The 21,867-nt window shown below is 55.9% G+C and carries 16 protein-coding genes and 2 pseudogenes; 3 read left to right on the top strand and 15 right to left on the bottom strand.

Annotation, left to right across the window (positions count from 1 at the left end):
- Positions 1–89: 89 nt before the first annotated feature.
- Positions 90–803 (bottom strand): annotated as a pseudogene (locus ATY75_RS18790) (ArdC-like ssDNA-binding domain-containing protein); the annotation flags it as partial.
- Positions 804–1,097: 294 nt separating this feature from the next.
- Between ATY75_RS18790 and groEL the strand changes: the two are divergent.
- Positions 1,098–1,325 (top strand): annotated as a pseudogene (gene groEL, locus ATY75_RS18785) (chaperonin GroEL); the annotation flags it as partial.
- A gap of 744 nt (positions 1,326–2,069) precedes the next feature.
- Here the strand turns inward: groEL and ATY75_RS18780 are convergent.
- From ATY75_RS18780 to ATY75_RS18735, 10 genes are all read right to left on the bottom strand, one after another.
- Positions 2,070–4,868 (bottom strand): bifunctional diguanylate cyclase/phosphodiesterase, encoded by a 2,799-nt coding sequence (locus tag ATY75_RS18780; protein ID WP_088938741.1) that lies wholly within the window; start codon positions 4,866–4,868, stop codon positions 2,070–2,072.
- A gap of 175 nt (positions 4,869–5,043) precedes the next feature.
- Entirely contained in the window at positions 5,044–7,305 is a 2,262-nt protein-coding gene (locus tag ATY75_RS18775; RefSeq protein WP_088938740.1) for a methyl-accepting chemotaxis protein, read from the bottom strand.
- Positions 7,306–7,597: 292 nt separating this feature from the next.
- Positions 7,598–8,563, bottom strand: a complete 966-nt coding sequence (locus ATY75_RS18770) for an AraC family transcriptional regulator (protein WP_008534397.1) — start codon at positions 8,561–8,563, stop codon at positions 7,598–7,600.
- A 295-nt stretch (positions 8,564–8,858) separates the two neighbouring features.
- Complete coding sequence (locus ATY75_RS18765; RefSeq protein ID WP_004671504.1) at positions 8,859–10,124, bottom strand: NAD(P)/FAD-dependent oxidoreductase; 1,266 nt, start codon at positions 10,122–10,124, stop codon at positions 8,859–8,861.
- 63 nt (positions 10,125–10,187) lie between these two features.
- A complete protein-coding gene (locus ATY75_RS18760) occupies positions 10,188–10,499 on the bottom strand; it encodes an antibiotic biosynthesis monooxygenase (protein ID WP_088938739.1) in 312 nt (103 codons plus the stop codon).
- A gap of 12 nt (positions 10,500–10,511) precedes the next feature.
- Entirely contained in the window at positions 10,512–11,615 is a 1,104-nt protein-coding gene (locus ATY75_RS18755) for an NAD(P)-dependent alcohol dehydrogenase (protein ID WP_004671507.1), read from the bottom strand.
- Positions 11,616–11,673: 58 nt separating this feature from the next.
- Positions 11,674–12,672: an ABC transporter permease gene (locus ATY75_RS18750; protein ID WP_029532395.1), complete on the bottom strand. Its 999-nt coding sequence runs from the start codon at positions 12,670–12,672 to the stop codon at positions 11,674–11,676.
- 5 nt (positions 12,673–12,677) lie between these two features.
- Positions 12,678–13,619, bottom strand: a complete 942-nt coding sequence (locus ATY75_RS18745; protein ID WP_004671512.1) for an ABC transporter permease — start codon at positions 13,617–13,619, stop codon at positions 12,678–12,680.
- Positions 13,616–15,160: a sugar ABC transporter ATP-binding protein gene (locus tag ATY75_RS18740; RefSeq protein ID WP_183844346.1), complete on the bottom strand. Its 1,545-nt coding sequence runs from the start codon at positions 15,158–15,160 to the stop codon at positions 13,616–13,618. The genes ATY75_RS18745 and ATY75_RS18740 overlap by 4 nt, the downstream gene beginning before the upstream one ends.
- A 55-nt stretch (positions 15,161–15,215) precedes the next feature.
- Complete coding sequence (locus tag ATY75_RS18735; protein WP_004671515.1) at positions 15,216–16,304, bottom strand: substrate-binding domain-containing protein; 1,089 nt, start codon at positions 16,302–16,304, stop codon at positions 15,216–15,218.
- Between the two features lie 255 nt (positions 16,305–16,559).
- On the opposite strand from ATY75_RS18735, the gene ATY75_RS18730 reads away from it, so the two are divergent.
- Entirely contained in the window at positions 16,560–17,189 is a 630-nt protein-coding gene (locus tag ATY75_RS18730) for a 2,3-bisphosphoglycerate-dependent phosphoglycerate mutase (RefSeq protein WP_088938737.1), read from the top strand.
- Between the two features lie 343 nt (positions 17,190–17,532).
- Positions 17,533–18,639, top strand: coding sequence for an NAD(P)-dependent alcohol dehydrogenase (locus ATY75_RS18725; protein ID WP_088938736.1), 1,107 nt, complete (start codon positions 17,533–17,535; stop codon positions 18,637–18,639).
- A gap of 236 nt (positions 18,640–18,875) precedes the next feature.
- Here the strand turns inward: ATY75_RS18725 and ATY75_RS18720 are convergent, their stop codons facing one another.
- The 4 genes from ATY75_RS18720 to ATY75_RS18705 all read right to left on the bottom strand — a co-directional run.
- The gene (locus ATY75_RS18720; protein WP_037145498.1) at positions 18,876–20,156 is read right to left on the bottom strand and encodes a bifunctional 3,4-dihydroxy-2-butanone-4-phosphate synthase/GTP cyclohydrolase II; all 1,281 of its coding nucleotides are present in this window, start codon (positions 20,154–20,156) and stop codon (positions 18,876–18,878) included.
- Between the two features lie 16 nt (positions 20,157–20,172).
- A complete protein-coding gene (locus ATY75_RS18715; protein WP_004671524.1) occupies positions 20,173–20,691 on the bottom strand; it encodes an NAD(P)H-dependent oxidoreductase in 519 nt (172 codons plus the stop codon).
- A gap of 359 nt (positions 20,692–21,050) precedes the next feature.
- Positions 21,051–21,383: a GFA family protein gene (locus tag ATY75_RS18710; protein ID WP_245317603.1), complete on the bottom strand. Its 333-nt coding sequence runs from the start codon at positions 21,381–21,383 to the stop codon at positions 21,051–21,053.
- 77 nt (positions 21,384–21,460) lie between these two features.
- A partial coding sequence (locus ATY75_RS18705) for an aminotransferase class I/II-fold pyridoxal phosphate-dependent enzyme (protein WP_143535318.1) occupies positions 21,461–21,867 on the bottom strand: 407 nt, incomplete at its 5' end.

The following is a 21,867-nucleotide window of genomic DNA, read 5'->3' as shown; positions in this document are numbered from 1 at the left end:
AGCGCTGCGTCCGGCCTGGAAAGCGCCTCCGTCAGCGAGTGAATCAACCTGAGCATGAAGCCAAGAGTTAGTGCAGACTGTCAAGATAAGGCAATGAGCTCTTCGCGGGCGCGTTCGCTCCTGTCTTTCGCGTAGCGGCTCAGATCCCGATCGAGCCTTCGCGGTGCAGCGGTCCAGTGCGTCATCTCGTGACTGAGGACGGCGACGTAGGAGGCATCGTGCCGGAAGGCGTCGACGCATGGCATCTGGATGTAGTCCGGAGCAGCAGCATAATAGGCCGCCGATCCACCGTGGCGGATCAGGGCGCCGGTATTGGCAAAGAAGCGGCCGGCAGCACCGATTCGGCTCATCCAATCCTGATCACGGGCGATGGAATGGGCAAGGCCATTGAGCCCGGTGATCTGATCGGTGTTGAACACGGTGTAGGTTTTGAGAAAGGGGATATCCCGCTCGATTTCGGCGCCTGTCTCCGTCGTCTCGGCGCGGATGAAAGAGCTGGCAAAGACGACGGTTGTGCCGGTTTCGCCCCTGCGGACGGCGCCGCCAAGCTCGATTGCCTGACGAAACGTCATCCACCTTGGCGATGCAAAGCCGCGGGCGATGGCTTCAGACCAGAGGAGCAGAACATTGATGCCGGTGTATGGTTGGCCGTTGTGGCGCAGTGGCCGGCTGACCTCGGCCGTCCCGCCTCCCGCCGTCCACGGCTTGGTCCATGGACGGACGCCCTGTTTGAGATCGGCGATGATCTTGGTGGTGATGCGGCTGTAGATATCGGATCGTTGATTGGATTGCTGCCTGTTCATGTCTGAACCTCCGTTCGAGGTCGCGGCCATCGCGACCTGCTACGGCGGTCCAAAAGCCGGGCTGCAAGCGCGGCCCGCACCCGCAGGGCCGCAACGAAGTGGAGGACGGCAAAGCCGTTGTGGGCGGCGCGAGCCTGGCAGGACCAAAAGCCGGGGCAGGACGGGATGCAGCAACACCACGGCGAGACTGGTTTGAAACCCAGGCAGAAATGAAAAATCCAGTCTATTACGCAAGGCGGGAGCGTCCGGGATGAATCGATGGACCCGAAGCGTGGCATCGACCTTGCGCGGCCGTTCCTCGTCGACGCAATGGAGAAGGTTAGCAACGAGAGTGCCATTTCGTCGAGGAAGCCAAGACCGCCGAGACCAAACTCGTGGTCTTCGCGCGCATGCAATTCGACCGCGTACCTCAGCCCCTACTTCGTCGCCAACCAGGACAAGATGCGGGTAGAGTTCGAGGATCCGTATATCCTCATCCACGAAAAGAAGCTATCGAACCTGCAGTCCTTGCTGCCGGTAAGTTGAGGTCTGATGGAGCATTCCAATCGGCCGACCGCCTTCAGCAAATAGGCAGAACCATTACGAAATCACGGCGCAATCGCTGGCGTTTTTTTCCGCCACCCGTTCAAATGGCCGAAAGTTTCGAGTTGATCGAATTGAAGCTCCCGTCTTCGGGAAGTGGTACGATCCGGGAACGTTCGGCAAGATTCAACGAACCACTGGCCGCCACGCCCAGAGAGGGTCATAGGGAATACGATGACAAGCGCGGACGCTCAGTCGTTCAGTCAGGTTGCGAGCACGTATCAACTTGGGATCGGTATGACTCACATAGCGCCTCCAACTGATTTACGGCACTAGCCAAATCGTGAAGTTCCGATTTCAGCGATTGGATGATGTCGAAATGTCCGGAGCCATTCGAATTCGCAGTTGAACTTTTCAAATCCGCAGAATTTCTATTCGGATGGGGAAATGGGATGAGCTTTTGCACGGTTATGCTTTTGACGATATCGACTCAGAATAGTAGATTGTACTGGGCAAGTCTTTGCAATGGCAATCGAAAGCGAAAACACGTCAACGTATGTTTCGTCGCGCAATTCGGTACAGGGCCTGCATATTTCGGAACATCAAAGCACCTGAAGTTTTCAGTAGTTCCTGTTGGTCCGCGTTTTATCCAATCGCCCAGAGTAGTTTGGGCTTCCGTTGGATGAGTGCGGTATAAACAGCGCCGCAGGTGGCGTGGATCCTGCGCGCTGTTAGCCGTAGGCTTCACGCGGTTCGGGTCCCAACAGATGCGGGAGGCAAGCGCATGAGTGCCACCCCTTCCTCTGCGGGCATCGGCGTAAGATGGGAATCACCGCGAGAGAACTCGGGCACTGCGTTTGCAGCGAGAAGTTCGGACTTCGGGATGGGCTTGCTATAGTAGAACCCCTGTGCCACAGCGCAGCCGCTTTCAGCCAAGAATTTTTCTTGATCGACCGTCTCCACGCCCTCAGCGACTACATTTTGCCCTAGGCAGCGCGCAATTGAGAGAATTGCCTTGACCAGTTCTCTACTTCGCTTGTCGGATCGATTGATGAATGACCGGTCAATTTTGAGGGTATCAATGGGAAAGTTAGCCAAATAGCTCAGAGATGAGTAGCCGGTGCCGAAATCATCGATCGCTATGGAAATTCCGCTCGCATGCAATTGAGAGAGTGTCGTCGAAACGACCTCGCAGTTATGGAGCAGGAGACTCTCAGTTATTTCAACCTCGATCCACTCCGCACGACAACCGGTTTCCTGCAATACGTCCGCCACCGTTTGCGACAAACGCGGGCATTGAAACTGCTTAGGAGACAAATTTATCGCAATCTTGTGCGGGGGCAGTCCATCTGCATTCATGACGGCAGCCGTGCAACACGCCTCATGCAGCACCCATCGTCCAAGATCGATGATCAATCCCGTTTCCTCGGCGACACCTATGAATTCTCCCGGAGGGATCAATCCCATCTTCGGATGATGCCATCGTAGCAGTGCTTCTGAACCGATCACCTTTCCGTTGTCCAATAGGACCTTTGGCTGATAATGGAGTTCAAGTTGCTCATGTTTCAAAGCTAGGCGTAGGTCTGATTCTAGCGCTAGGCGCTTTTCAGCCCCAATCGTGAGATCCTTTGAGTAGAAGCGGAAGTTGCTACGCCCCGAGCGCTTCGCCAAATACATCGCAGAATCCGCATATTTCACCAAATCGTCGGGAGCGTCGCCGTCATTTGGAAATACCGATATCCCGATGCTGCAGGATACAAAGATCTCCCTGTCGGAAAGCATGAAGCGTTCGCCGAATGCGGCAAGCATTCTGCTGGCAATTTGAGCCAAATCGTCATTGTCCTGAACATTGGGCAGCAAGACTGCAAATTCATCTCCACCGAGTCTCGCCACGGTGTCGCTGGCACGGACGCCTTTTTTCATGCGTGTCGCCACCTGCCGCAGCAACTCGTCACCGACGGGATGTCCCATAGTGTCATTGATCGCTTTGAAATGGTCCATGTCGATCAGCATCACCCCGGCTCGCTGGCCCGCCGAAGCCGCGTCCCCGATCATCTCGCGTAGCCGTTCATTGAAAAGTGTCCGGTTAGGCAGGCCGGTCAGAGAATCGTAGAATGCCATCTGATGGATTTTCTTACGGGACGTGTCCAGTTCGGTGATATCGCGGGCGACGCCGAGGATCCCCATCAGCTTTCCCCCCGTGAATACCGGAACCTTACGAGTCTCCAAAAGCGTTGATCGACCGTCCTCGTGAGCGGTAAACCGTTCCTCATTGATGAGAATACGGCCGGCTTGCATGGCCTCCTCATCCTTGTCACGAAAAAACTGGGCGAGTTCGGGAGTAAACAGGTCATAATCCGTTTTCCCGACGATTTCCGCTTCTGCCTTGCCGACCAATTCTTCGAAGGCATGATTGCACAACAGATATTTGCCTGTTACGTCTTTCAGCCATACCATATCCGGAATGGTCTGCAGGACACTTAGGAGGCGAGCTCGAGCTTCAGTAGTCGTGCCCTCGGCGTGCTTTCGTTCGGTAATATCGCGAGATAACACCAGAAAAGTGACGGTTGAGTGATTGCTGCTTGGTCGCCTTGCGACCGACAGTTCAAACCAACGGGATTCGCCGTTTGGTAGGGCTATACGGACACAACGACCGTAGGAGGCGCCGGTTTCATCGGCTTCTTCAAGAGCCAGCATAGCGATGTCGGCCTGATCTGGAGGGAGCACATCGCGGACAAGCTTGCCGAGCAGCACTTCTTTTCGCTGCGCCAGGATCTCCTGATTCCTTGCCCAGACCTGCAGGTAGCGACCGTCGGCATTTACCTCGAACAGAACGTCAGGAATGGCGGCAATAATTCCCTCTGCGAATTCAAGAGCCTCTTTAAGATCATGCTCCGCACGTTTTCGCTCTGTGATGTCCAACATCGCGCCAACCAAGCCGATCCTGTTACCAGCGATATCAGTGATTGCGGTCTTGCTGAGCAAAAGATCAACGACACCACCATTCTCGGTGGTGGCCTTTGCTTCATATTGCTGAACACCGCCATTTGCAAAAAGCGCCTCGTCCAACGCGGCATACGTCTCGGCTATGGGTGCGGGCACCAAATCGAAAACGGTTTTTCCGATAATATCTCCCTTTGAGCGGCCGGAGAAGCTTTCGAAGGCCCTGTTGCAACCAAGGTGTATCCCATCTCTGTTTTTGAAGAAGACGGGTAACGGGATCGCGTCGAGTACGACGGCACTGGACATCTCTTCGGCGTTGAATGGCAAGTCGACGTTTGTCGCAGGATGCCGGGGATTCGCCCGGAAAGCCTTCTCAAACGGTTGCTTCAGACTTGCGACATCTGCGTCGTGACCGTGCGATGGCCGGACAACGGAGGCTTCCGAAAATGGCGGGGCCGTGCCCGTGGCAAGCGGAGGGCTGGCATTGACCGCGTTGCGGAAGGCTCCACGCCCCTGGTCGATTTGAGCATCAGTCGCCATCTGCACTTCCACAGGCTGTTCGGGGCGGGATGTGCGTTCCGATTGACGTACGTGTTTCATGTGCCTGTCCTGCTTTGTCACGTGGCTGAGCAATCATGCGTCAAGCCAGCATTTTGTTAGGACCGCACAATTCATTTGGCGGAGTACCATGCCGCTACCCCACCGGGATATCGCTCTCATTCAGAATCATCAAAGACGTGTATTTGCATGTGGTCGGCGACGCCGCCCATATCATTTAGAACGCTTGCCAATCATCATTCGAAGGCGCGAGCACCAGGTTACCACGGCGCATCGGATAGTCTCCGCGGTCAACCATTGTCTGACCGGGCGGGAAGCTCTTCCCAAGTTCGCCCGTGACCTTCTGTGGCTTCCCGCTCTCGTCTTTGAAGTGGAAATGTTTCAACAGTGCGGCTAGGCTTTGGCTCTCTTGAGCGAGGTGCGATCCTGCAGTATTCATCTCCGCGACCATGCTCGCATTTTCTTGAGTAGCATGGTCCATATGGTTAACCGCGCCGTTAATCTCGCGCAGGCCCGACGATTGTTCCTGGGAGGCCGTTGCGATTGCGTCCATATGAAGATTTACATCCTGCACAAGCCCTTCAATCGTTCTCAGGCCCGATCCGGTTTCACTCACGAGCCTTACGCCTTCGTCGACGGCAAGAGCTGAATTGCCGATGAGATCCTTGATTTCTTTTGCCGCTGTCGCTGAGCGCTGTGCAAGCTCCCTGACCTCCTGGGCAACAACCGCAAAGCCTTTTCCCGCGTCGCCAGCACGCGCTGCTTCGACGCCGGCGTTGAGCGCCAGGAGGTTCGTTTGGAAGGCGATCGCGTCGATGACGCTGATGATCTGGGAAATCTGCTTGGAGGAGTTTTCAATGCGATTCATGGCGCCGATAGCATCGCGTACAACCCGACCGGACATTTCCGCATGATCTCGCATCTGTTGGACGGCTCCGCGCGCCTCAGCCGTCCTCTTCGTGGTCGATGCAACGTTGACGGTTATCTCCTCCAACGCCGCTGCAGTTTCCTCGAGCGAAGCCGCCTGCTGCTCCGTGCGTCTTGAAAGATTTTCAGATGCGGCCGAGACGCCCGAGCTGCCATTCGTGACCGTTTCGACTGAATGGCCGACGGTAACAAGCACGTCCCGGAGCTGACGAATGGAAGCGTTGAAATCCCTGCGCAAACTTTCAAACTGTGGCGCTAACGGCTCCTCAATCTCATAAATCAAGTCTCCATCCGCCATCCGCTTCAACCCGGTTGCCAATGCCGTCGTCGCTCGGATGAGGCGCTCTTCTGCTTCTTTTTCCGCCCTTACCTGAATATCCAGCTTCTCTTGGTCAGAACGAATGCGCTCAGCTTCCGCGGATGTCTCCAGGTTACTTTTCTGTATGGCCGCGCCGCGGAAAAACTCAAGGCAACGCGCCATGTCCCCGATCTCGTCGCGTCGGATCGTCAAGGGCACCGGCGCCGACGTATCGCCTTCTGCGAGTGCCTTCATTCGGCTTGTCAGAGTCCGAATGGAGCTTGAAATTCTCCGAACGACCGAAATGCACAAAATGAGTACCGTAGACATGATCAGAAGCGTGGCGCCGGAGTAGCCGATAAAGGCATTGCGAAGATCGGCGTAACGCTGAAATGCCATCTCGTCCAACTCGTCGCCGGTGCGCATAATGAGTGCGGTCAACAAAGCAGCCCGCTGTTGGGTGATTTCATTCCATCGATCCAACGTCTCGGGGGGGAAGGAAACGCCCGGCTGGTTTGCATACATCTGATCGCGAACGCCCGCGATGAACTTGCCTGCGGCGCTGGCCTCGAAGTCGTCATAAGATTTGACGAGATCGGCGGGGAGAAATTCCTGCATCGCAGGCACATAAAGCTGCTTTAGATTTTTTGACTGTAAGAGGGACGAAAATAGATCGACGGACATAGCTGAATTTTTGACGTAGGCTCGGCCGGGCCTGATCTCCAGCAAACTAGCTTCCGTGATCTGCATGAGCGCGTGAAAACCGGTAATTTGGCGTGCTAAATCCAAATCATTGACAGTCGCCCCAGTGCGACGGACGAGCTCCAAGCCCGCAAGGGCAGCTGGGCGCAAAGCAACAGCTCCCTCCGCCTCGCTAGCCGTTCCGTCATCGACGCGCCGGCGGAAGCTATCGATATTGTCCCGCCTTTCACGAATGATCTGTACCGCCCGTTCTATGGCCGGATCGTCGAATGCCTTTTTCCAAGAGTCGTAAGCGGAAAAGACCGCTGTAAAAGCCCTGTCCGATGCAGCTTGCTTTGCCCGACGCACGTCGGCGCCTGCAAACGCTTCCGCCGCTATAGCTTGGGCGAGGAATCCGCCTTCCCGCCCAAGTCGCTGCGTTGTTTGTGCGCTGCGGAAGGTAGAGTATTCTCGGTAATATCCCAGTGATGTTGATACTCCGATGATTACGAACGCCGTCAACGGGATAATTGCCAAAATCATTAAAAGTAGAGATAGCGGCAGTCTCGACATATGTTCCTCATAGACGACTATAAATTACACCGGCTTCCATTAGCGACGCGGTCCAGAACATTGCGACATTGACCGCTATGTGTGAGATGACCTCGGCATAATTACTATAAGATTAACCCCTGTAGTGGTCTTGAACTGCGTTGCGCAGATCGGAACATCGTCGCGTTCAGGGGATCATCTGCAAGACAGATCTTGGGCCGAGGCAGTCGGATTTTCTGGAGAGTGCTGTTGCTGCAAGCCTTGAGGACGGTCGAGCGTGCCGGCTGATCGTAGCTCGGTCGGCGCAATCTGCTTATGATATACGCAATGTTTCCGAGGGAAGTACCCCATAGCGCTTGCGATAGTCCGCAGAAAATCTGCCTCTATGCACGAAGCCCCATTTCAGAGCGACCTGCGTGACCGAGAGGCCAGGTTCGCCTGTCATCAGTTCCTGATGCACTAATTCCAACCGTAGGTGCTGCAGGAATGCCAGAGGGGTCGTATTCCGAAAGTTGCGAAAACCGCTTTGAAGAGTGCGTCGGCTTACGCCACAAGCCGTTGCGATTTCCTCAAGAGATAGCGGCCGAGTAATATTGGCACGCATATAGTCGACCGCCCGCTTAACGGCCTTGGGTAAGGGTGATTCAGCAACGCGGCATAACTCAGATGAGTAGCGATGCTGCGCAGCTTCGATCAAAAGCTCCATCGTCGTTTCAGTGAGGTGATGAAGTGCTATCGGTGATTGAAGGAGGGTTCCGTCTCGTAATCCAGCATACAGCACTGGTACCAGTTGAACCAAAAGGGAGCCGAACCCGACCGATAGGTCGATTTCTGGCGAAAAATCGAGGCTGCCTCTTATTGGCGTATTGAGCCGACATCCCAAACGGCGCGTCAGCTCATCATGGGCGATCCTAAGCCCCAAATGTTTCCTGGGCCCAATGAATTGGGTCGTACTCGCCGACATACTGTTCACGAAAACGCCCCGCGTTCCCTCTGACGGGATTTGTCTGCCGTCAACGGTAACGACCGATCGCCCATGTAGTGGAAGCATGATGATGTTTGCCTCCGCCGGTCCCCGGTGCTGGACCGTTAGGTCGCCCTCGTAGTGCGCGGCAATAACTGCAATCGGACCATTGGTAATCGCATGTACATCGTAGGCGATCGTCTTATCGCCATGTACATGCGCTTCAGATTGCGGGGAAAGCCTCGAAAGCGCTGCCGCGAGTTCCTCGCTGCAGGTACCTTTGAGCGAGAAATGGTCAATCTTAGAGGGGGACACTCTCAACTCTCCACATCATCACTTCTTCCCGAAACGGTATTCAAGCATGAGGCCCGCCTATCGCTAACGACAGGCGGACAGGGCAATTGACTTGTCGCGGCCAGTCCTCGCCGTGAATTCGACGCAGTCGAAGTCGCCTAAGTTGATAGTGCGAAGATCAATCATTGTTTTATATGGAACTCCGACAGAATTGTTACCTGCTGCCAACCATCGCTTCGCAACCGATTCCCAAATGTCTGGCCTTTGATGGTCTCCATTCACCGCCCAGCAGACTCGGGCGTGCTCGCGCTAGCGACTAAACCTCATCCTTTAAGGTTTCTTTTTGCGTGATCAAACGTGCGGAGTGATGGCCGGAAACAAAGATCCATAGCCAGCTTAGTCCCACTGCCAATCTGCTCCTCGTACCTATCAGGAAGTAGATATGGGCAAGCCCCCAAATCCACCATGCAATTCCGCCCTTGAGCCGGATTTTCCCGAAGTCGATAACAGCCGAATTCGGCCCGATGGTAGCCAGGTTTCCCAGATGCCTATATCTGAACGCACTTGGAGTGGGTGTACCCAGACGTCGTGCTTCAATTACCGAAGCGACATATTTGCCTTGCTGTTTGGCGGCGGGAGCCACTCCGGGGACGGGTGTTCCATCAGCGGCCTTCACGGAGGCAGTATCTCCAATAATAAAAATCTCGGGCTTACCGCCAACAGTCAGATCTGGCTGCACGACCGCCCTACCCGCCCTGTCCTTTTCAGCACCGACCCAGGCGGCGGCGTTCGACGCTTGCACCCCCGCAGCCCAGATGACGGTCCGGCTTGAAACGAACTCATCGCCGATCGCGATGCCGTTCTCGTTGCATGCCGTCACGGGAATGCCTGTTCTCACTTCGACGCCCATCTTGATTAGCGACTGCTCGGCATATCTCGAAAGTGCTTCCGGGAACACGGGTAGGACACGTGGACCTGCCTCGATGAGAAGGATGCGCGCCGATCTGGTGTCGATGCTACGGAACTCCTCAACAAGGGTTCGTTGGGCCAGTTGCGCTATAATCCCAGCCATCTCCACGCCTGTCGGGCCTGCTCCGATTATGCTGAACGTGAGCATTGCCTTCCGCCGTTCGGGATCAGCCTCCAATTCGGCCTTCTCAAACGCGAGAAGAAGCCGCCGCCGGATGGTCGTCGCGTCTTCGAGTGCCTTTAGCCCGGGCGCAAACGGCTCCCACTCGTCCCGGCCAAAATAGGCGTGCCTTGCACCTGTCGCGAGAACGAGCGTGTCATAGGGAATAGCATTCCCATCCTTGAGCGATACTACGCGTGCCTCGGTATCAACGCCAACAACCTCGCCCAGCAGCGTCGATACATCCTTTCGTCCTCTGAACAATGCTCTGATGGGCCAGGCTATCTCCGAGGTTGCCAATACAGTCGTGGCAACTTGGTAGAGGAGCGGTTGAAAGAGGTGATGGTTGCGCCTGTCGACGATCGTTATGGAAGTGTCGGGACACTTGAGGTCCTTCGCTAACTGGAGTCCGGCAAAGCCACCGCCGACTACGACAACTCGATGCGTATCCATTTCGTCTCCCTCAAACCTGCGCGCTCGGGGCGCGCGCCTCGTAGAAATGGCCATTGCGCCCGATCAGTCGCTGATACGGGTATTTACATTAATCGACGGTGGACTCACCAACAGTGGAAGAAGAGGCTCCAGCACCCGCTTGACATTAGGATGTTCGCCATGGCCAACGACAGCCGCCTCATTCTGCCAGCCGTCTAAGATGATGAAAGTGTTCGGATCGTCCGACCGCTGGTAGAGGTCGTAGTAGAGACAACCAGACTCTTCGCGGGCGGGTCCAATGAATTCCTGAAGGAGTTCTTTTACGCGATTTCGATTTTGGGACGTGGTTTTGAATTCCACGACAAGGTGCTGTTCCTCTGACTTCGTCGATGTCATTTGCGCTGGCTCCTAATTGAAAACGACGACCGGCTTGATCACTCGCCCGGCTTCGGCGTCCGCGATCGCTTCGTTGATCTTCTCGAAGGGATACTTGGTGATCAATTTTTGGAAGGGGAAAAGCCCAGCCTGATTAAGATCCATCATCTGCGGAATGAACAGCTGTGGAATCTGATCACCAAGGATCGCACCCTGGATCTTGCGATTGAACACCATTAGATCGAGGGGGATGGGAATGTCGTTCCCGAGCGCGTCGAGGCCGAGCAAGACAACGTGCCCGCCGGCACGGGTGCACTTGATCGAGTTCAGAATAACCGGAATGATGCCAACTGCGTCGATCGCGAAGTCGGCACCGCCGCCCGTCAGCGCATGGATCTGGTTGACTACGTCGGGATCTTTGCCGTTGATCGCATGTGTGGCACCAAGCCCCATGGCCATGTCTAGCCTCTGCTGATTCAGATCTATGATGATAATCTTGCTGCACCGACGAACTTTGGCGGCCATCACGGCGGCCATGCCGACAGCACCTGCGCCGAAAACGGCTATCGTCGACCCTATTTCCGGCTTCATCGCGTTTATCACTGTTCCTGCACCCGTTGCCATGCCGCACCCGAGTGGCGCAGCGTCGGTAAGGTCGAGGTCTGTTTTCGGCAAAAGCGCTGCATTGTTTTCAGTCGCAAGGATATGCGTCGCAAAGGACGACTGGCCCACGAAATTGCTGCCAATGCCAACTTCATCGCAGAGCAATGCCTTCTTACCATTCGGACGAAGCCCCGTAAGATTGTACTGGGTATAGTTTTGGCAGTTCATTGGGTGAGAACGGCGGCAGTCGGCGCAGAATCCGCATGAGCTCTGGCTCAGTGCGACGTGATCACCCACTTTGAGGCTCTGAACTTCTGGTCCGACCGCCTCGACGACGCCGACGCCTTCGTGCCCCGGGATCACCGGTGCCGGCGGGCCAAAAATACCGTCGCGAAGCAGCAAGTCCGTGTGGCAGATCCCGCTCGCAACCGTGCGAACCAGGATCTCGTTGCCTTCGGGGTCAGCCAGTTCGAGTTCACGGAATTCCAGCGGGCTCTTTGGCTTCACGGCGACAGCCGCAGTGATTTTCACCATTATATTCTCCTGCGTTCTCCCGCAATTGCTACGGGAATGACTTGATCGGCCCCACGGACTAGACGCGACCCGCGCGCGCACCGTAGATGATTGCGGCAAATGCAATGATCACGCCCTGGACGATAAGCTTGCCCGGCTCCTGGATGCCGAAGACGGTCAGCATCGCGAACAGGAAGCTGAAGGCAACGACGGCAACGAACGGCCCAGCGACGCCGCCCCGGTCGACGCCGAACGTCACACCGCCGAGGATCGTGGCGGCGAGCGCATTCATGAAGGTGTCGAAGCCTGGCTTGATGGTGCCGACCGCCAACGCGGATACCTGGACCAGGGCCGCGATGCCTGTCAGGGCGCCCGCGAGCGTGTGCGAGACAAAAATCGTACGTGCCAACGGAATTCCTGTAGTTTCCGCCGCCCTCGGATTGTCGCCGACGGCCCTGAAGTAACGCCCGACGATGAGAAAGCGGAATGCGATAGAAATCAGGGCGGCGATGACGATCCACAGGACCACGGAATAGGAAAGGCCGTGGATATTGCCGCTCGTAAGTATTCGAAGCCAGCTTGGCGTTGAACCGGGCGCGCGGCCGGCGCTCATGTATTGAACGATCCCAATCAGAATGGCCGAAACACTTAGTGTGGAGATAACGGCAGAAGCGCGCACGTATGCTACGAGTATTCCGTTTACACCCCCCACAGCTAGCCCAATCACAACAGGCATGAGGACGGTCATTAGCGGTGGATAGTTGTTGAGCTGGCCCGAGCTGGCCAGATAAATCGCGAACGCGAAAATACCGCTGACAGAGAGATCGATGGATCGCACCCGCATGACAAGCGACTGGGCGAGCACCGCGATCCCGAGCGGCGCTGACTGCTTGAGGATTACAAACCAGTAGTTGGGATTTATGAGCGTGGCGCTCACTGCTGGAGCAACCGCAACCAGGATTGCGAGCACATAGTATGCGGGCGGTAGCCCGAGTATCCACGAAATGGCGCTCTTACCCCTCAATAAGCGAGATGGTGCTTCAGTTTTCGAGTCTGATGTGGTCATCGAGAAGTCCATCTCTTTCAAAGTCCGATTGTTTTGCGTCGCTGCGAAACGACGAGTACGAGAAGCAACACACCCTTGACGACCGACTGAAGAAATGCAGAGACGTTGGCCAGATTCATCACATTATTCACTGTCCCGAGGATCGCCGCGCCAACGACGGTTCCCACAATGCTTCCGATGCCCCCGGCGAGGTGGACCCCACCCAATGCTGCAGCCGTTACAGACTCAATCCCGAATGAAGCGCCGCCCTTAGGATCACCCGATGCAAGGCGACCTGCAAGAAACATCCCCGCAGCGCATGCGAATAGAGCGGAAAGAACATACGCTTTGATGATGGTGCGCTCGACGGGAACACCGTTCATCCGTGCGTTGAAGTCATTGCCGCCGGAAGCGAAGAGGTAGAGGCCGAAGGGACGACGATAGAGAATCCAGGATGCGAAGAGCGATGCCGTGATCAACCAAAACAATGAGTTAGGTACGGGGCCGATGGATCCGGCTACCGAGCCGGAAAGCCACTCCGGAACGCGCCCACCTGGGATTGGCAAAATGATCAACGCGATACCTTGGCCGATGCCCATTGTTGTCAGCGTCATGATGATTGGATGTACATTGAGGCGCGCGACACCGTAACCGTTCGCTACTCCGAACCCCATCGCCACCGCGATGCAGATAAGCACGCGGGTTATCTCAGGAAGATCAAGCGTCATGATCGTCGTCGTTAGACTGATGACGGACCCAACCGACACGTCGAGGCCGCCAGTGAGAATGACGAACGTCTGACCGAGAGCCGAGATGACGAGCACCGTCGATTGCGCCAGGAGATTAGACAAATTCTCCGGATCCATGAAGTCCGGCAATAATATTACCGAGGCGACAACCATCACCAGGAGCGTTCCAATGGAAAGCCCGATCGCTCCCGCGCGATAAGGGAGCTTCAGGCGACTGGCAAATGAATTCATAAGTTATCCTCCTCAATGCACCGCAGCCGGGGATCCGGTGACGCACTCGCCCCCAGCGCAGTCTCGAGGATTCTTTCCTCGGTCGCCCCCTCTGCGGACATCTGCCCGACGATCTTCCTGTCATGAACGACCAAAATGCTGTCGCAGAGCCCTATAAGCTCAGCGTGCTCGCGCGACGAAACCACGACCGCACCGCCACGATCACTGAAGTCCCGCAGCAATCTGTAAATCTCTGCCTTTGCACCGACGTCGACGCCGCGCGTGGGCTCCTCAATAACGAGGATGTCCACTCCGGAGAGCAACCAGCGGCCCAGCAGCACCTTCTGCTGATTCCCGCCCGAGAGTTTACCTACGGGCGCATTGGGATCGGCGGCCGCAACTCGTAACGACTTGATCACCTCGCGGACCTTCGACACCGATCGCCACGCAACGCTTGCCATATTCCGATTGAGCTGTTTTCCCAGCGCGATGTTGTCGTAGATAGGCAGGCGCAGGAACAGCCCTTCCTGCTTCCTGTCCTCAGGGATAAAACCGATTCCTGATGCGACCGCGCGAGCGAACCCTGACCCTACATTCACCACATGCATGCTGTTGTCGGGGCCGGCACGCCACACGGCGATGGCCTTTGGCGATTCAACGCCCACAATGGCACGCATTATCTCTCGCTGGCCCTGTCCTTCGAGCCCTGCCAGCCCGATGATTTCACCTTTTCTGACAACGAAAGTGACTGTCGAGCTGCTGTCGTCGAGGCGCAAGTCCGAAACCTCCAGCATTGCCGCTCCGGTGGCCTGCGAGCGCGGCGGAAAGAAGTTCTGAAGTTCGCGACCAACCATTGTCGCTACCAGCGTTTGCAAGTTGAAGTCCTGCGCTCTTGCAGTCCTTACCCAAGCGCCATCTTTCATGACGGTGATGGTGTCGCATAGTTCGAAGACTTCATTCATGCGATGAGAGATGTAGACGACAGCCTTATGTTGAGCCTTAAGGTCGCGGATAACCTTGAAAAGATGCGCGACATCGGTCGAGTTCAACGCCGCCGTTGGCTCGTCGAAGATGAATACGTCCGCGTTCGACGTAAGTCCCTTCGCGATCTCTACTGCCTGCTGCTGCGCGACAGTCAGTGTCTCGACGATCGCGGTTGCGTCGAGCTGTGGAAATACGTCAGCCAGCAAAGCGCGAGCGCGTTTCACTACCTCGACGCTATCGATCGAACCGTCAATGCGACGAGGTTCGTGGCCCAGGAACATGTTCTCAGCAACGGTGAGATTGGGGATCAGGGTAAACTCCTGAAACACCGTCGACACTCCCGCCAACCGTGCCTCCTTAGGGGAACGGAAATTGACTTCCTCCCCGCGGAGCCGAACACTTCCTGCGCCCGGCTGATATACCCCCGCCAGAATACGCATCAGGGTGGACTTCCCCGCGCCGTTTTCCCCCATCAGAGCGTGCACGGAGCCACGTTCCAGGGAAAAGCGAACGTCCGAAAGGACTTTCGTGAAACCAAACGATTTGTTGATGCCGACCATCTCGACAAGCGTGCTCATGGGAATTTCCATCTTCGACAGGGATACGGGCACGAGTGATCGTGCCCGTAGTTCATCAAGCCTTGAAATAATCAAGGAGCTTTTCGTTCGGCATTTCGGTCGGCGCCCAGTACGCATCAGTGAGATCTGCGCGATAGAACTGGGAGAGCGTCTCGTCGGTGATCGGCTTGGGGCGGTTCGTCCAGTTACGCTGAATCGGCTTCCCATCCAGCAAGGCGAAGGCGGCCCGTAGCGCGGCAGTAGACAGAGCGGGTGGGCAAATCGGACCGATCGAGGAAAGTTTTTCGTCATTCCAACGACGCATCCAGCCGTTAAGTGCTTCGCCCGTGATTGGCGGGATCGTTGAGGCGCCAGCCTCCTGCAAGGCATCCAAAACGCCAAGAGACATGTTGGCTCCATCGGTCCAGATGCCCGCGACATCGGGGTCGGAGAGATACAAGCTTTCGGCGATCTTCTTTGAGTCCTCATAAGACCAGCTTCCGTGCTGGGTCGACGTGATCTGAAGTCCAGACTTGCTGAAGACTTCCATGGCGCCTGCATAACGATCTGCATCGATGGGATGCCCGGCGACGCCACGCAGAACCCATACCTTGCCCTTGTTGCCAAGCTTGTCGACGAGGAACTGAGCCATCACGCGCCCGAAATAGAAGTCGTCGCCCTGGACCTGAACCGTAAACTCCTCGGTGTCGACGCGTCCGAGATAGACTACGGTTGGAATGCCAGCAGCCTTTGCCTTCTTGATGCCCTCGACGGCGGAACCGGTGGTTAGCGGTGCGATGATGATCGCATCGACCTTCTGGGCGATCAGATCCTCGATATCGGCAACTTGTTTGGAGGCATTGAGATCAGCGCTCCGGAACTGGTAATCAGCGATCCGATCCTTGTTCTTTTTTATTTCATATTCGGCTTCAAACGCCGTCTGGTAGGTATGCGTTGAACCAGCGAGGCCGTAGTGGCTGTGTCCGATCTTCCACGGGCCTGACTTCTTGAACTTACCCGCGTCGACAATTGGGTTGGCGCCTTCGGAGGGCCAAGTGTCAGGTAGGAGACTGATCGCGTCGTCGGCGCGAAGAATCCCCGGCATTCCGAACGTGCCGGCTACAGCAATTGCCCCGCTCGCTTGTAGAAATGTACGTCTCTTCATGAAAATTCCTCCTCCGGCCGCTCTGGGCGGCATTGTCTGTTAAGGCGAGAGCCTTGCCTTCCCAAGCCGTGCCGGACTCTCCTCAATACGGCGGAGTGCATTGGTATGAGCTATCAGACAATCTGTCAATAAATATAAACTTCGACGTTTGTTTTTTCGACATCGTTTTGTTTTCACTTGCACATAGTCGCACTTGACGGATTGTCCGATAGTGCGACAATATTCGTGTTCGCTAAATCGATGGGAGGGTTATGAATGTCCACTCTGGTGATTGTCCGGCATGGCCAAAGCGAAGGGAACGCGCGCGGGGAGTTCACGGGTGCGAGCGACGTTCCGCTCACACAGGAGGGCTGGTCTGAGAGCAGGCGAGCCGGCTCACTGCTCGCGAACCTCGGCATCTCGTTCGATATTGCGTTTAGCTCTGCCCTCTTGCGCACAGTCGACACTTGCAGAGCGATTTTGAACGAAACCAACGGCGATCTGCTGGAGCCAATCAGGAGAACCGAGTTGAACGAACGCGACTACGGACAGCTCACCGGCATCAACAAGAACGTGGCACGTGAGCGGTGGGGCCAGGATGTTGTCCAGGTTTGGCGCCGCTCGTACAGCACTCCACCACCTGGGGGAGAAAGCATACGGGACATAAGCGCGAGGGTTCTGCCCTTTTTGATAAGCGAAGTGTTCCCCCCCTTGTTGAGAGGGAAGTCGGTTCTTGTGGTGGCCCACGGGAATACGATCAGGTCACTAAAGCAGGGCATCGAACGCCTCACGATCCAGGATACGCTCGCTATTGAGTCACCGACCGCCGCGCCAACTGTATACCGGATTGCGTCGGACCTCTCGATCATCGAGAAGACTAACGTCCTGGTTGGTACTGTCTGTTAAGCCTGGCTGGCAGTAGCATCGTTTGTAGTCGGTTGAACTTGGCAATACCGGTGTCTCGAAGCTGTCGATAGCCTTCAGAACCGGCTCGACGTCGGCAAGCGACGCCATCCGGCTCGCCTCACACGTTGCTACTAAATTTTCGTCTGCCGATCTTTCAGCCCAAAGCGGGACAAGACGCATGCTCCCTTTCGAACATGCATCGGAACCCTTTGATCACTTCAAATCAGCGTTGCAGCCCTGCTCCGGTTGAACTGATCTAATTTAATAGAGTAATTATTGACTGATTGTCTGACGATGAGTACGTTCGCGCGAATTGCGTTGTGAGCCTTGGAGGAACAGTTACATGAAGCAGGCATATGCGGCGGTCTCGCGCGAAAAGGCGAAGCCCTTGATCTTGGAGTGCATAGGGATTGAGGAACCTCGTGCAGACGAGATTTTGGTCCGCATCGTCGCATCGGGGGTATGTCATACCGACCTGGTGGTCAGGGACCAGGGATATGACGTACCTCAACCTGTTGTGTTGGGACACGAAGGCTCTGGCGTCGTCGAGGCCGTCGGGAGCGCAGTTAAAGATCTTGTGCCCGGTGATCACGTTGCTTTGAGCTACGCCTATTGCGGCAAGTGCGAAAAGTGCCTTTCCGGTACACCTTTCTACTGCGAGGACTTCTTCGGTCGCAATTTCCGCGGCACTCGTCCGGATGGCACCTGCCCGATCCATGATTCTCACGGGAAACAGATTAGTGGCTGCTTCTTCGAGCAGTCCTCATTTGCAACCTACGCCATCGCCAGCGAACGAAACGCCGTGAAGGTTGCAAAGGATGTTCCACTCGAGTTGATCGGACCGCTCGGGTGCGGGCTTCAGACCGGTGCTGGCGCGGTACTGAATTGCCTCAAGCCGAAGCCCGGCTCGTCAATAGCAGTGTTCGGTGCTGGTGCGGTTGGCATGGCGGCTACGATGGCCGCGAAAATCGCCGGATGCGCGACCATCATCGTGATCGACTTGAACGATGAACGGCTGGAACTTTCGCGCGAACTCGGGGCGACGCACACGATAAATGCCCGCAAATTGGACAGCGTTGCCGCGATCAGGAAGATCGTCCCCGCAGGCGTTGATTTCAGCTTGGAATGCACGAGTTCGCCGCGAGTTTTCCGTCAGGCAGTCGACTGCCTTGGTACGCCGGGAACATGCGGTCTCGTTGGCTCGTCCGCTCTCGGCACTGAAGGCACGATCGATATCGGGAACTTCCTTTTCGGCCGCACATTGATCGGCGTTGTCGAAGGACAAAGCGTTCCGTCCGAGTTCGTCCCGCAGTTGATCGAGTATTGGCAGCAGGGACTTTTCCCGTTCGACAAACTGGTTCAGTTCTATGAACTCGACCAGATCAACGAGGCGATGGCTGATTCCGAGAGCGGCAAAGTCATTAAGCCGATCCTTCGCATGAAGCATTAGTTTTGCGAGACTTTTCGAAAGACAAGACGGACCGCGATTAAATGCGATCCGTCGGAACAGCCGTGCTCAAGACGAGATATGGTCGAACGCTGCTTTCGATGCAATCGCGGGCCACATCACTCCGATACGCCTGCACGAATGATGTGCTGGCAGGGCCCACGCAAAAGCTCTAGGACTCTGCCGGTCAAAGGCGGCCCCCTACAATCACCGGCAGGTAAGTGGCGAGGGCGGCTCCGTTATCCAAGGGGTCCAGAGAACACCTGCGCGCCAAACACTGAAAAGACGTTGTTCCGGCCGACGTGTTCAGCTGACGTGTCCTGGTCCAACAGGTGGCCAAACCGATCGCGCTTTGTCTTAAGATAAGTGATGTTGGACGCGCTAGATGCGGCGATCAGACTCTGGCGAGACGACACGATGACGCCTGACGTTCGCAGCGCCTCTATTTTTGTAGGATTGTTGGTCAGAAGCCGAACGCTGCCGATACCGAGGTCGCGGATGATATCCGCCGCTGCGTTATATTCGCGGGAATCAGATGCGAAGCCGAGTTCCCGATTTGCCTCAAGAGTATCACGACCATGATCCTGCAGGCTGTAAGCCGCAATTTTGTTTCCTAAGCCAATGCCACGCCCCTCTTGCCCACGCATGTAGATCACGCAACCAGCGCCCGCTAACTGGACCGCCCGAAGAGCCATTTCGAGCTGTTGACCGCAGTCGCATCGCATGGACCGGAACGCCTCACCTGTCAGACATTCAGAATGCACCCGTACCAGAACGTCTTCCTTCTCGCACAACTCGCCAAGTGTCAAAGCTAAGTGTTCCGTTCCCGTCAAACTATCGCGATAAGCAATGGCCTTGAAATCCCCAAACCGCGTTGGCATAAAGGACTGCGCGTAACGCTTTACCCTCGTATCACGACTCCTGCAGTACTCAATCAAAGCGTCGATCGTTACTATGTGCAGGCCATGTTCGATTGCGAACTTCTCGAGATCTGGCAGTCGAGACATGGTTCCGTCGTCATTGGCGATCTCGCAGATTACGCCAGCCGGCGCCAGGCCGGCAAGTCGTGCAAGATCCACGGCAGCTTCGGTGTGGCCAGGACGGCCCAGGACACCGAGACGATTTGCACGCAAAGGAAAAATGTGACCCGGTCGCGATAGGTCTTCCGGCCGCGTCTGCGGATCGATGAGCGACTTGACGGTTGCTGCTCGATCTTCGGCTGAAATCCCTGTCGTTGTGCCGTGTTTGCAATCGACGGAAACGGTAAATGCCGTCTGCAGTGAGTCCGAATTACGTGTGACCATCAGGGGGATCTCGAGTTTGTCGAGACGTTCGGCTGGAAGTGGCACGCAGATAAGGCCTCTCGCATATTTCATCATGAAAGCGATGTGCTCAGCTGTTATTTTTTCGGCAGCAACGACTAGGTCGCCTTCATTCTCCCGGTTTTCGTCGTCGACCACGATAACCATCTCGCCCGCTTCGATCGCCTCGATCGCCTCATCTATGCTCGAAAAAGACATGGAATCCTCCTCCTTATTATGGGCTGACGGCGCGACGCGCGGCATCGAGCTCTCTGTCGACAAGCGCGCGCAGGTTCTCAGAAAGAGCATCGTTCTGAAAATCTTCATCGAGAGCGAAAATGAAACGGCTATGTATTTGCGCTTCGAAAAAGTCGAATAAGGCTTCCATCGAGGCTTCGACGAGCGGCTTGTGACTCGATGCTTTACCGGTTGCAAAAGGGATCACATAGCGGCCCTTAAGCGCTTTCATGTCGACAAGGTCGAATAAATGCTTCAGCAACCCAGTGTAAGATGCTTTGTAGACCGGACTACCAACAACTAGCACGTCACTAGCCAAAATATCGTTGAGTGCCGCTTTAACAATCTCAGCGGCGCTGGAGGGCAACACTGTTGCCCCAAGGTGCGGATGAAGGTCGACAAGGTCCCAGCAGCTTGCTTCGTTGCCGGACGCGCGCACCCGATCCACCATGAAGTCTGCTACGGCCCGGGTTTTCGAGGGGCGCGATAAATTCCCCGTTATTACAACAACTTTCATGTCACAGGACTCCCAACATTCTCGCATAAGACAATCTTACAATTTTCACTCACACCGCAATGGAGGTTGTTGAGGACCCGTGGGGGCAAAAATAGTCCTGCGGTGTCCTGAGCCCTCACAACCCGTAATTTCCCAACCTCGAAGGCTGGATTGCTTCGCAGAAGTCTTCTGTCTCGTACGACTTTATTCTCTCAATGGGTGGCTCGCCGTGCAAGCGCACCTACTGTCTGCAATCCCTGCCGCTTTTACCGACCCAGCACGTTTGCGTTAGAACCTCCTGGACACGGAATGAGGCGTTGCCGCTTGATATACGGTCGCCGTGGCTCCACCTCAGTTACGACAGGTAGTATCCCGGTCACTTACGGGAACTCTGGTGAGCTTGCCTTCGATGGATCATGGGCGAGCCAAGGTTTCGCATGCGATACCCATACGTTTGACATCGGCACACTTCCAGGATCGGTATCGAACGTGCCGGCTCTAACGACTTTGAGCTCCGGGCTGGCCGGCCGCTCCGCATAAACGTGCGAGCCACATACCGAACAAAACCACCGCAGCTTTCCAGGCGTCGATTCGAAGCTATGAAGCGTATCATGGCCTGTAAGGATCTTGAAGTGCTCGCTTTTCACCTTCGCAGCGGTATTGTGATCAGCGGCGTGTGACTTCCGGCATGTTTGACAGAAGCAATTCCACATGGGTCCATCAATTTCCTGAACCTGGTACGTAACCGCTTTGCATTGGCATGATCCGAAGATTGGCATCGGGTATCCTTTCACTGATTCATTACGTTGATTTCAAATTTCTCGTCGCCGCTAAGCCAGCGTTTGATGTTGCGCGCGGCCTGGCGGATGCGGTGTTCGTTCTCGACGAGCGCCAGACGGACATAGTCGTCGCCCATTTCGCCGAAGCCGATACCCGGTGCAACGGCGACGTCGGCCTTCTCGACCAGCAGCTTGGAAAACTCCAGCGAACCGAGATGACGGAACTTTTCCGGGATCTTTGCCCAGGCGAACATGGTGGCAGCCGGCGGCGGCACGTCGAAGCCGGCCTTTCCGAAGCTTTCGACCATGACGTCGCGGCGACGCTTGTAGACGTTGCGAACCTCCGCAATGTCGGAACCGTCGCCGTTCAGCGCATGGGTCGCGGCCACCTGGATCGGCGTGAAGGCGCCGTAGTCGA

The organism is Rhizobium sp. N122 (assembly GCF_002211295.1).
Classification (GTDB): domain Bacteria; phylum Pseudomonadota; class Alphaproteobacteria; order Rhizobiales; family Rhizobiaceae; genus Rhizobium.
This window is presented reverse-complemented; position numbering and strand designations above follow the sequence as displayed.

Bases quoted from the DNA above. Each gene is read 5' to 3' on its own strand.
- ATY75_RS18780 (WP_088938741.1), bottom strand. From the start codon at position 4,868: ATGAAACACGTACGTCAATCGGAACGCACATCCCGCCCCGAACAGCCT.
- ATY75_RS18775 (WP_088938740.1), bottom strand. From the start codon at position 7,305: ATGTCGAGACTGCCGCTATCTCTACTTTTAATGATTTTGGCAATTATC.
- ATY75_RS18765 (WP_004671504.1), bottom strand. From the start codon at position 10,124: ATGGATACGCATCGAGTTGTCGTAGTCGGCGGTGGCTTTGCCGGACTC.
- ATY75_RS18760 (WP_088938739.1), bottom strand. From the start codon at position 10,499: ATGACATCGACGAAGTCAGAGGAACAGCACCTTGTCGTGGAATTCAAA.
- ATY75_RS18755 (WP_004671507.1), bottom strand. From the start codon at position 11,615: ATGGTGAAAATCACTGCGGCTGTCGCCGTGAAGCCAAAGAGCCCGCTG.
- ATY75_RS18750 (WP_029532395.1), bottom strand. From the start codon at position 12,672: ATGGACTTCTCGATGACCACATCAGACTCGAAAACTGAAGCACCATCT.
- ATY75_RS18745 (WP_004671512.1), bottom strand. From the start codon at position 13,619: ATGAATTCATTTGCCAGTCGCCTGAAGCTCCCTTATCGCGCGGGAGCG.
- ATY75_RS18740 (WP_183844346.1), bottom strand. From the start codon at position 15,160: ATGAGCACGCTTGTCGAGATGGTCGGCATCAACAAATCGTTTGGTTTC.
- ATY75_RS18735 (WP_004671515.1), bottom strand. From the start codon at position 16,304: ATGAAGAGACGTACATTTCTACAAGCGAGCGGGGCAATTGCTGTAGCC.
- ATY75_RS18730 (WP_088938737.1), top strand. From the start codon at position 16,560: ATGTCCACTCTGGTGATTGTCCGGCATGGCCAAAGCGAAGGGAACGCG.
- ATY75_RS18725 (WP_088938736.1), top strand. From the start codon at position 17,533: ATGAAGCAGGCATATGCGGCGGTCTCGCGCGAAAAGGCGAAGCCCTTG.
- ATY75_RS18720 (WP_037145498.1), bottom strand. From the start codon at position 20,156: ATGTCTTTTTCGAGCATAGATGAGGCGATCGAGGCGATCGAAGCGGGC.
- ATY75_RS18715 (WP_004671524.1), bottom strand. From the start codon at position 20,691: ATGAAAGTTGTTGTAATAACGGGGAATTTATCGCGCCCCTCGAAAACC.
- ATY75_RS18710 (WP_245317603.1), bottom strand. From the start codon at position 21,383: ATGTGGAATTGCTTCTGTCAAACATGCCGGAAGTCACACGCCGCTGAT.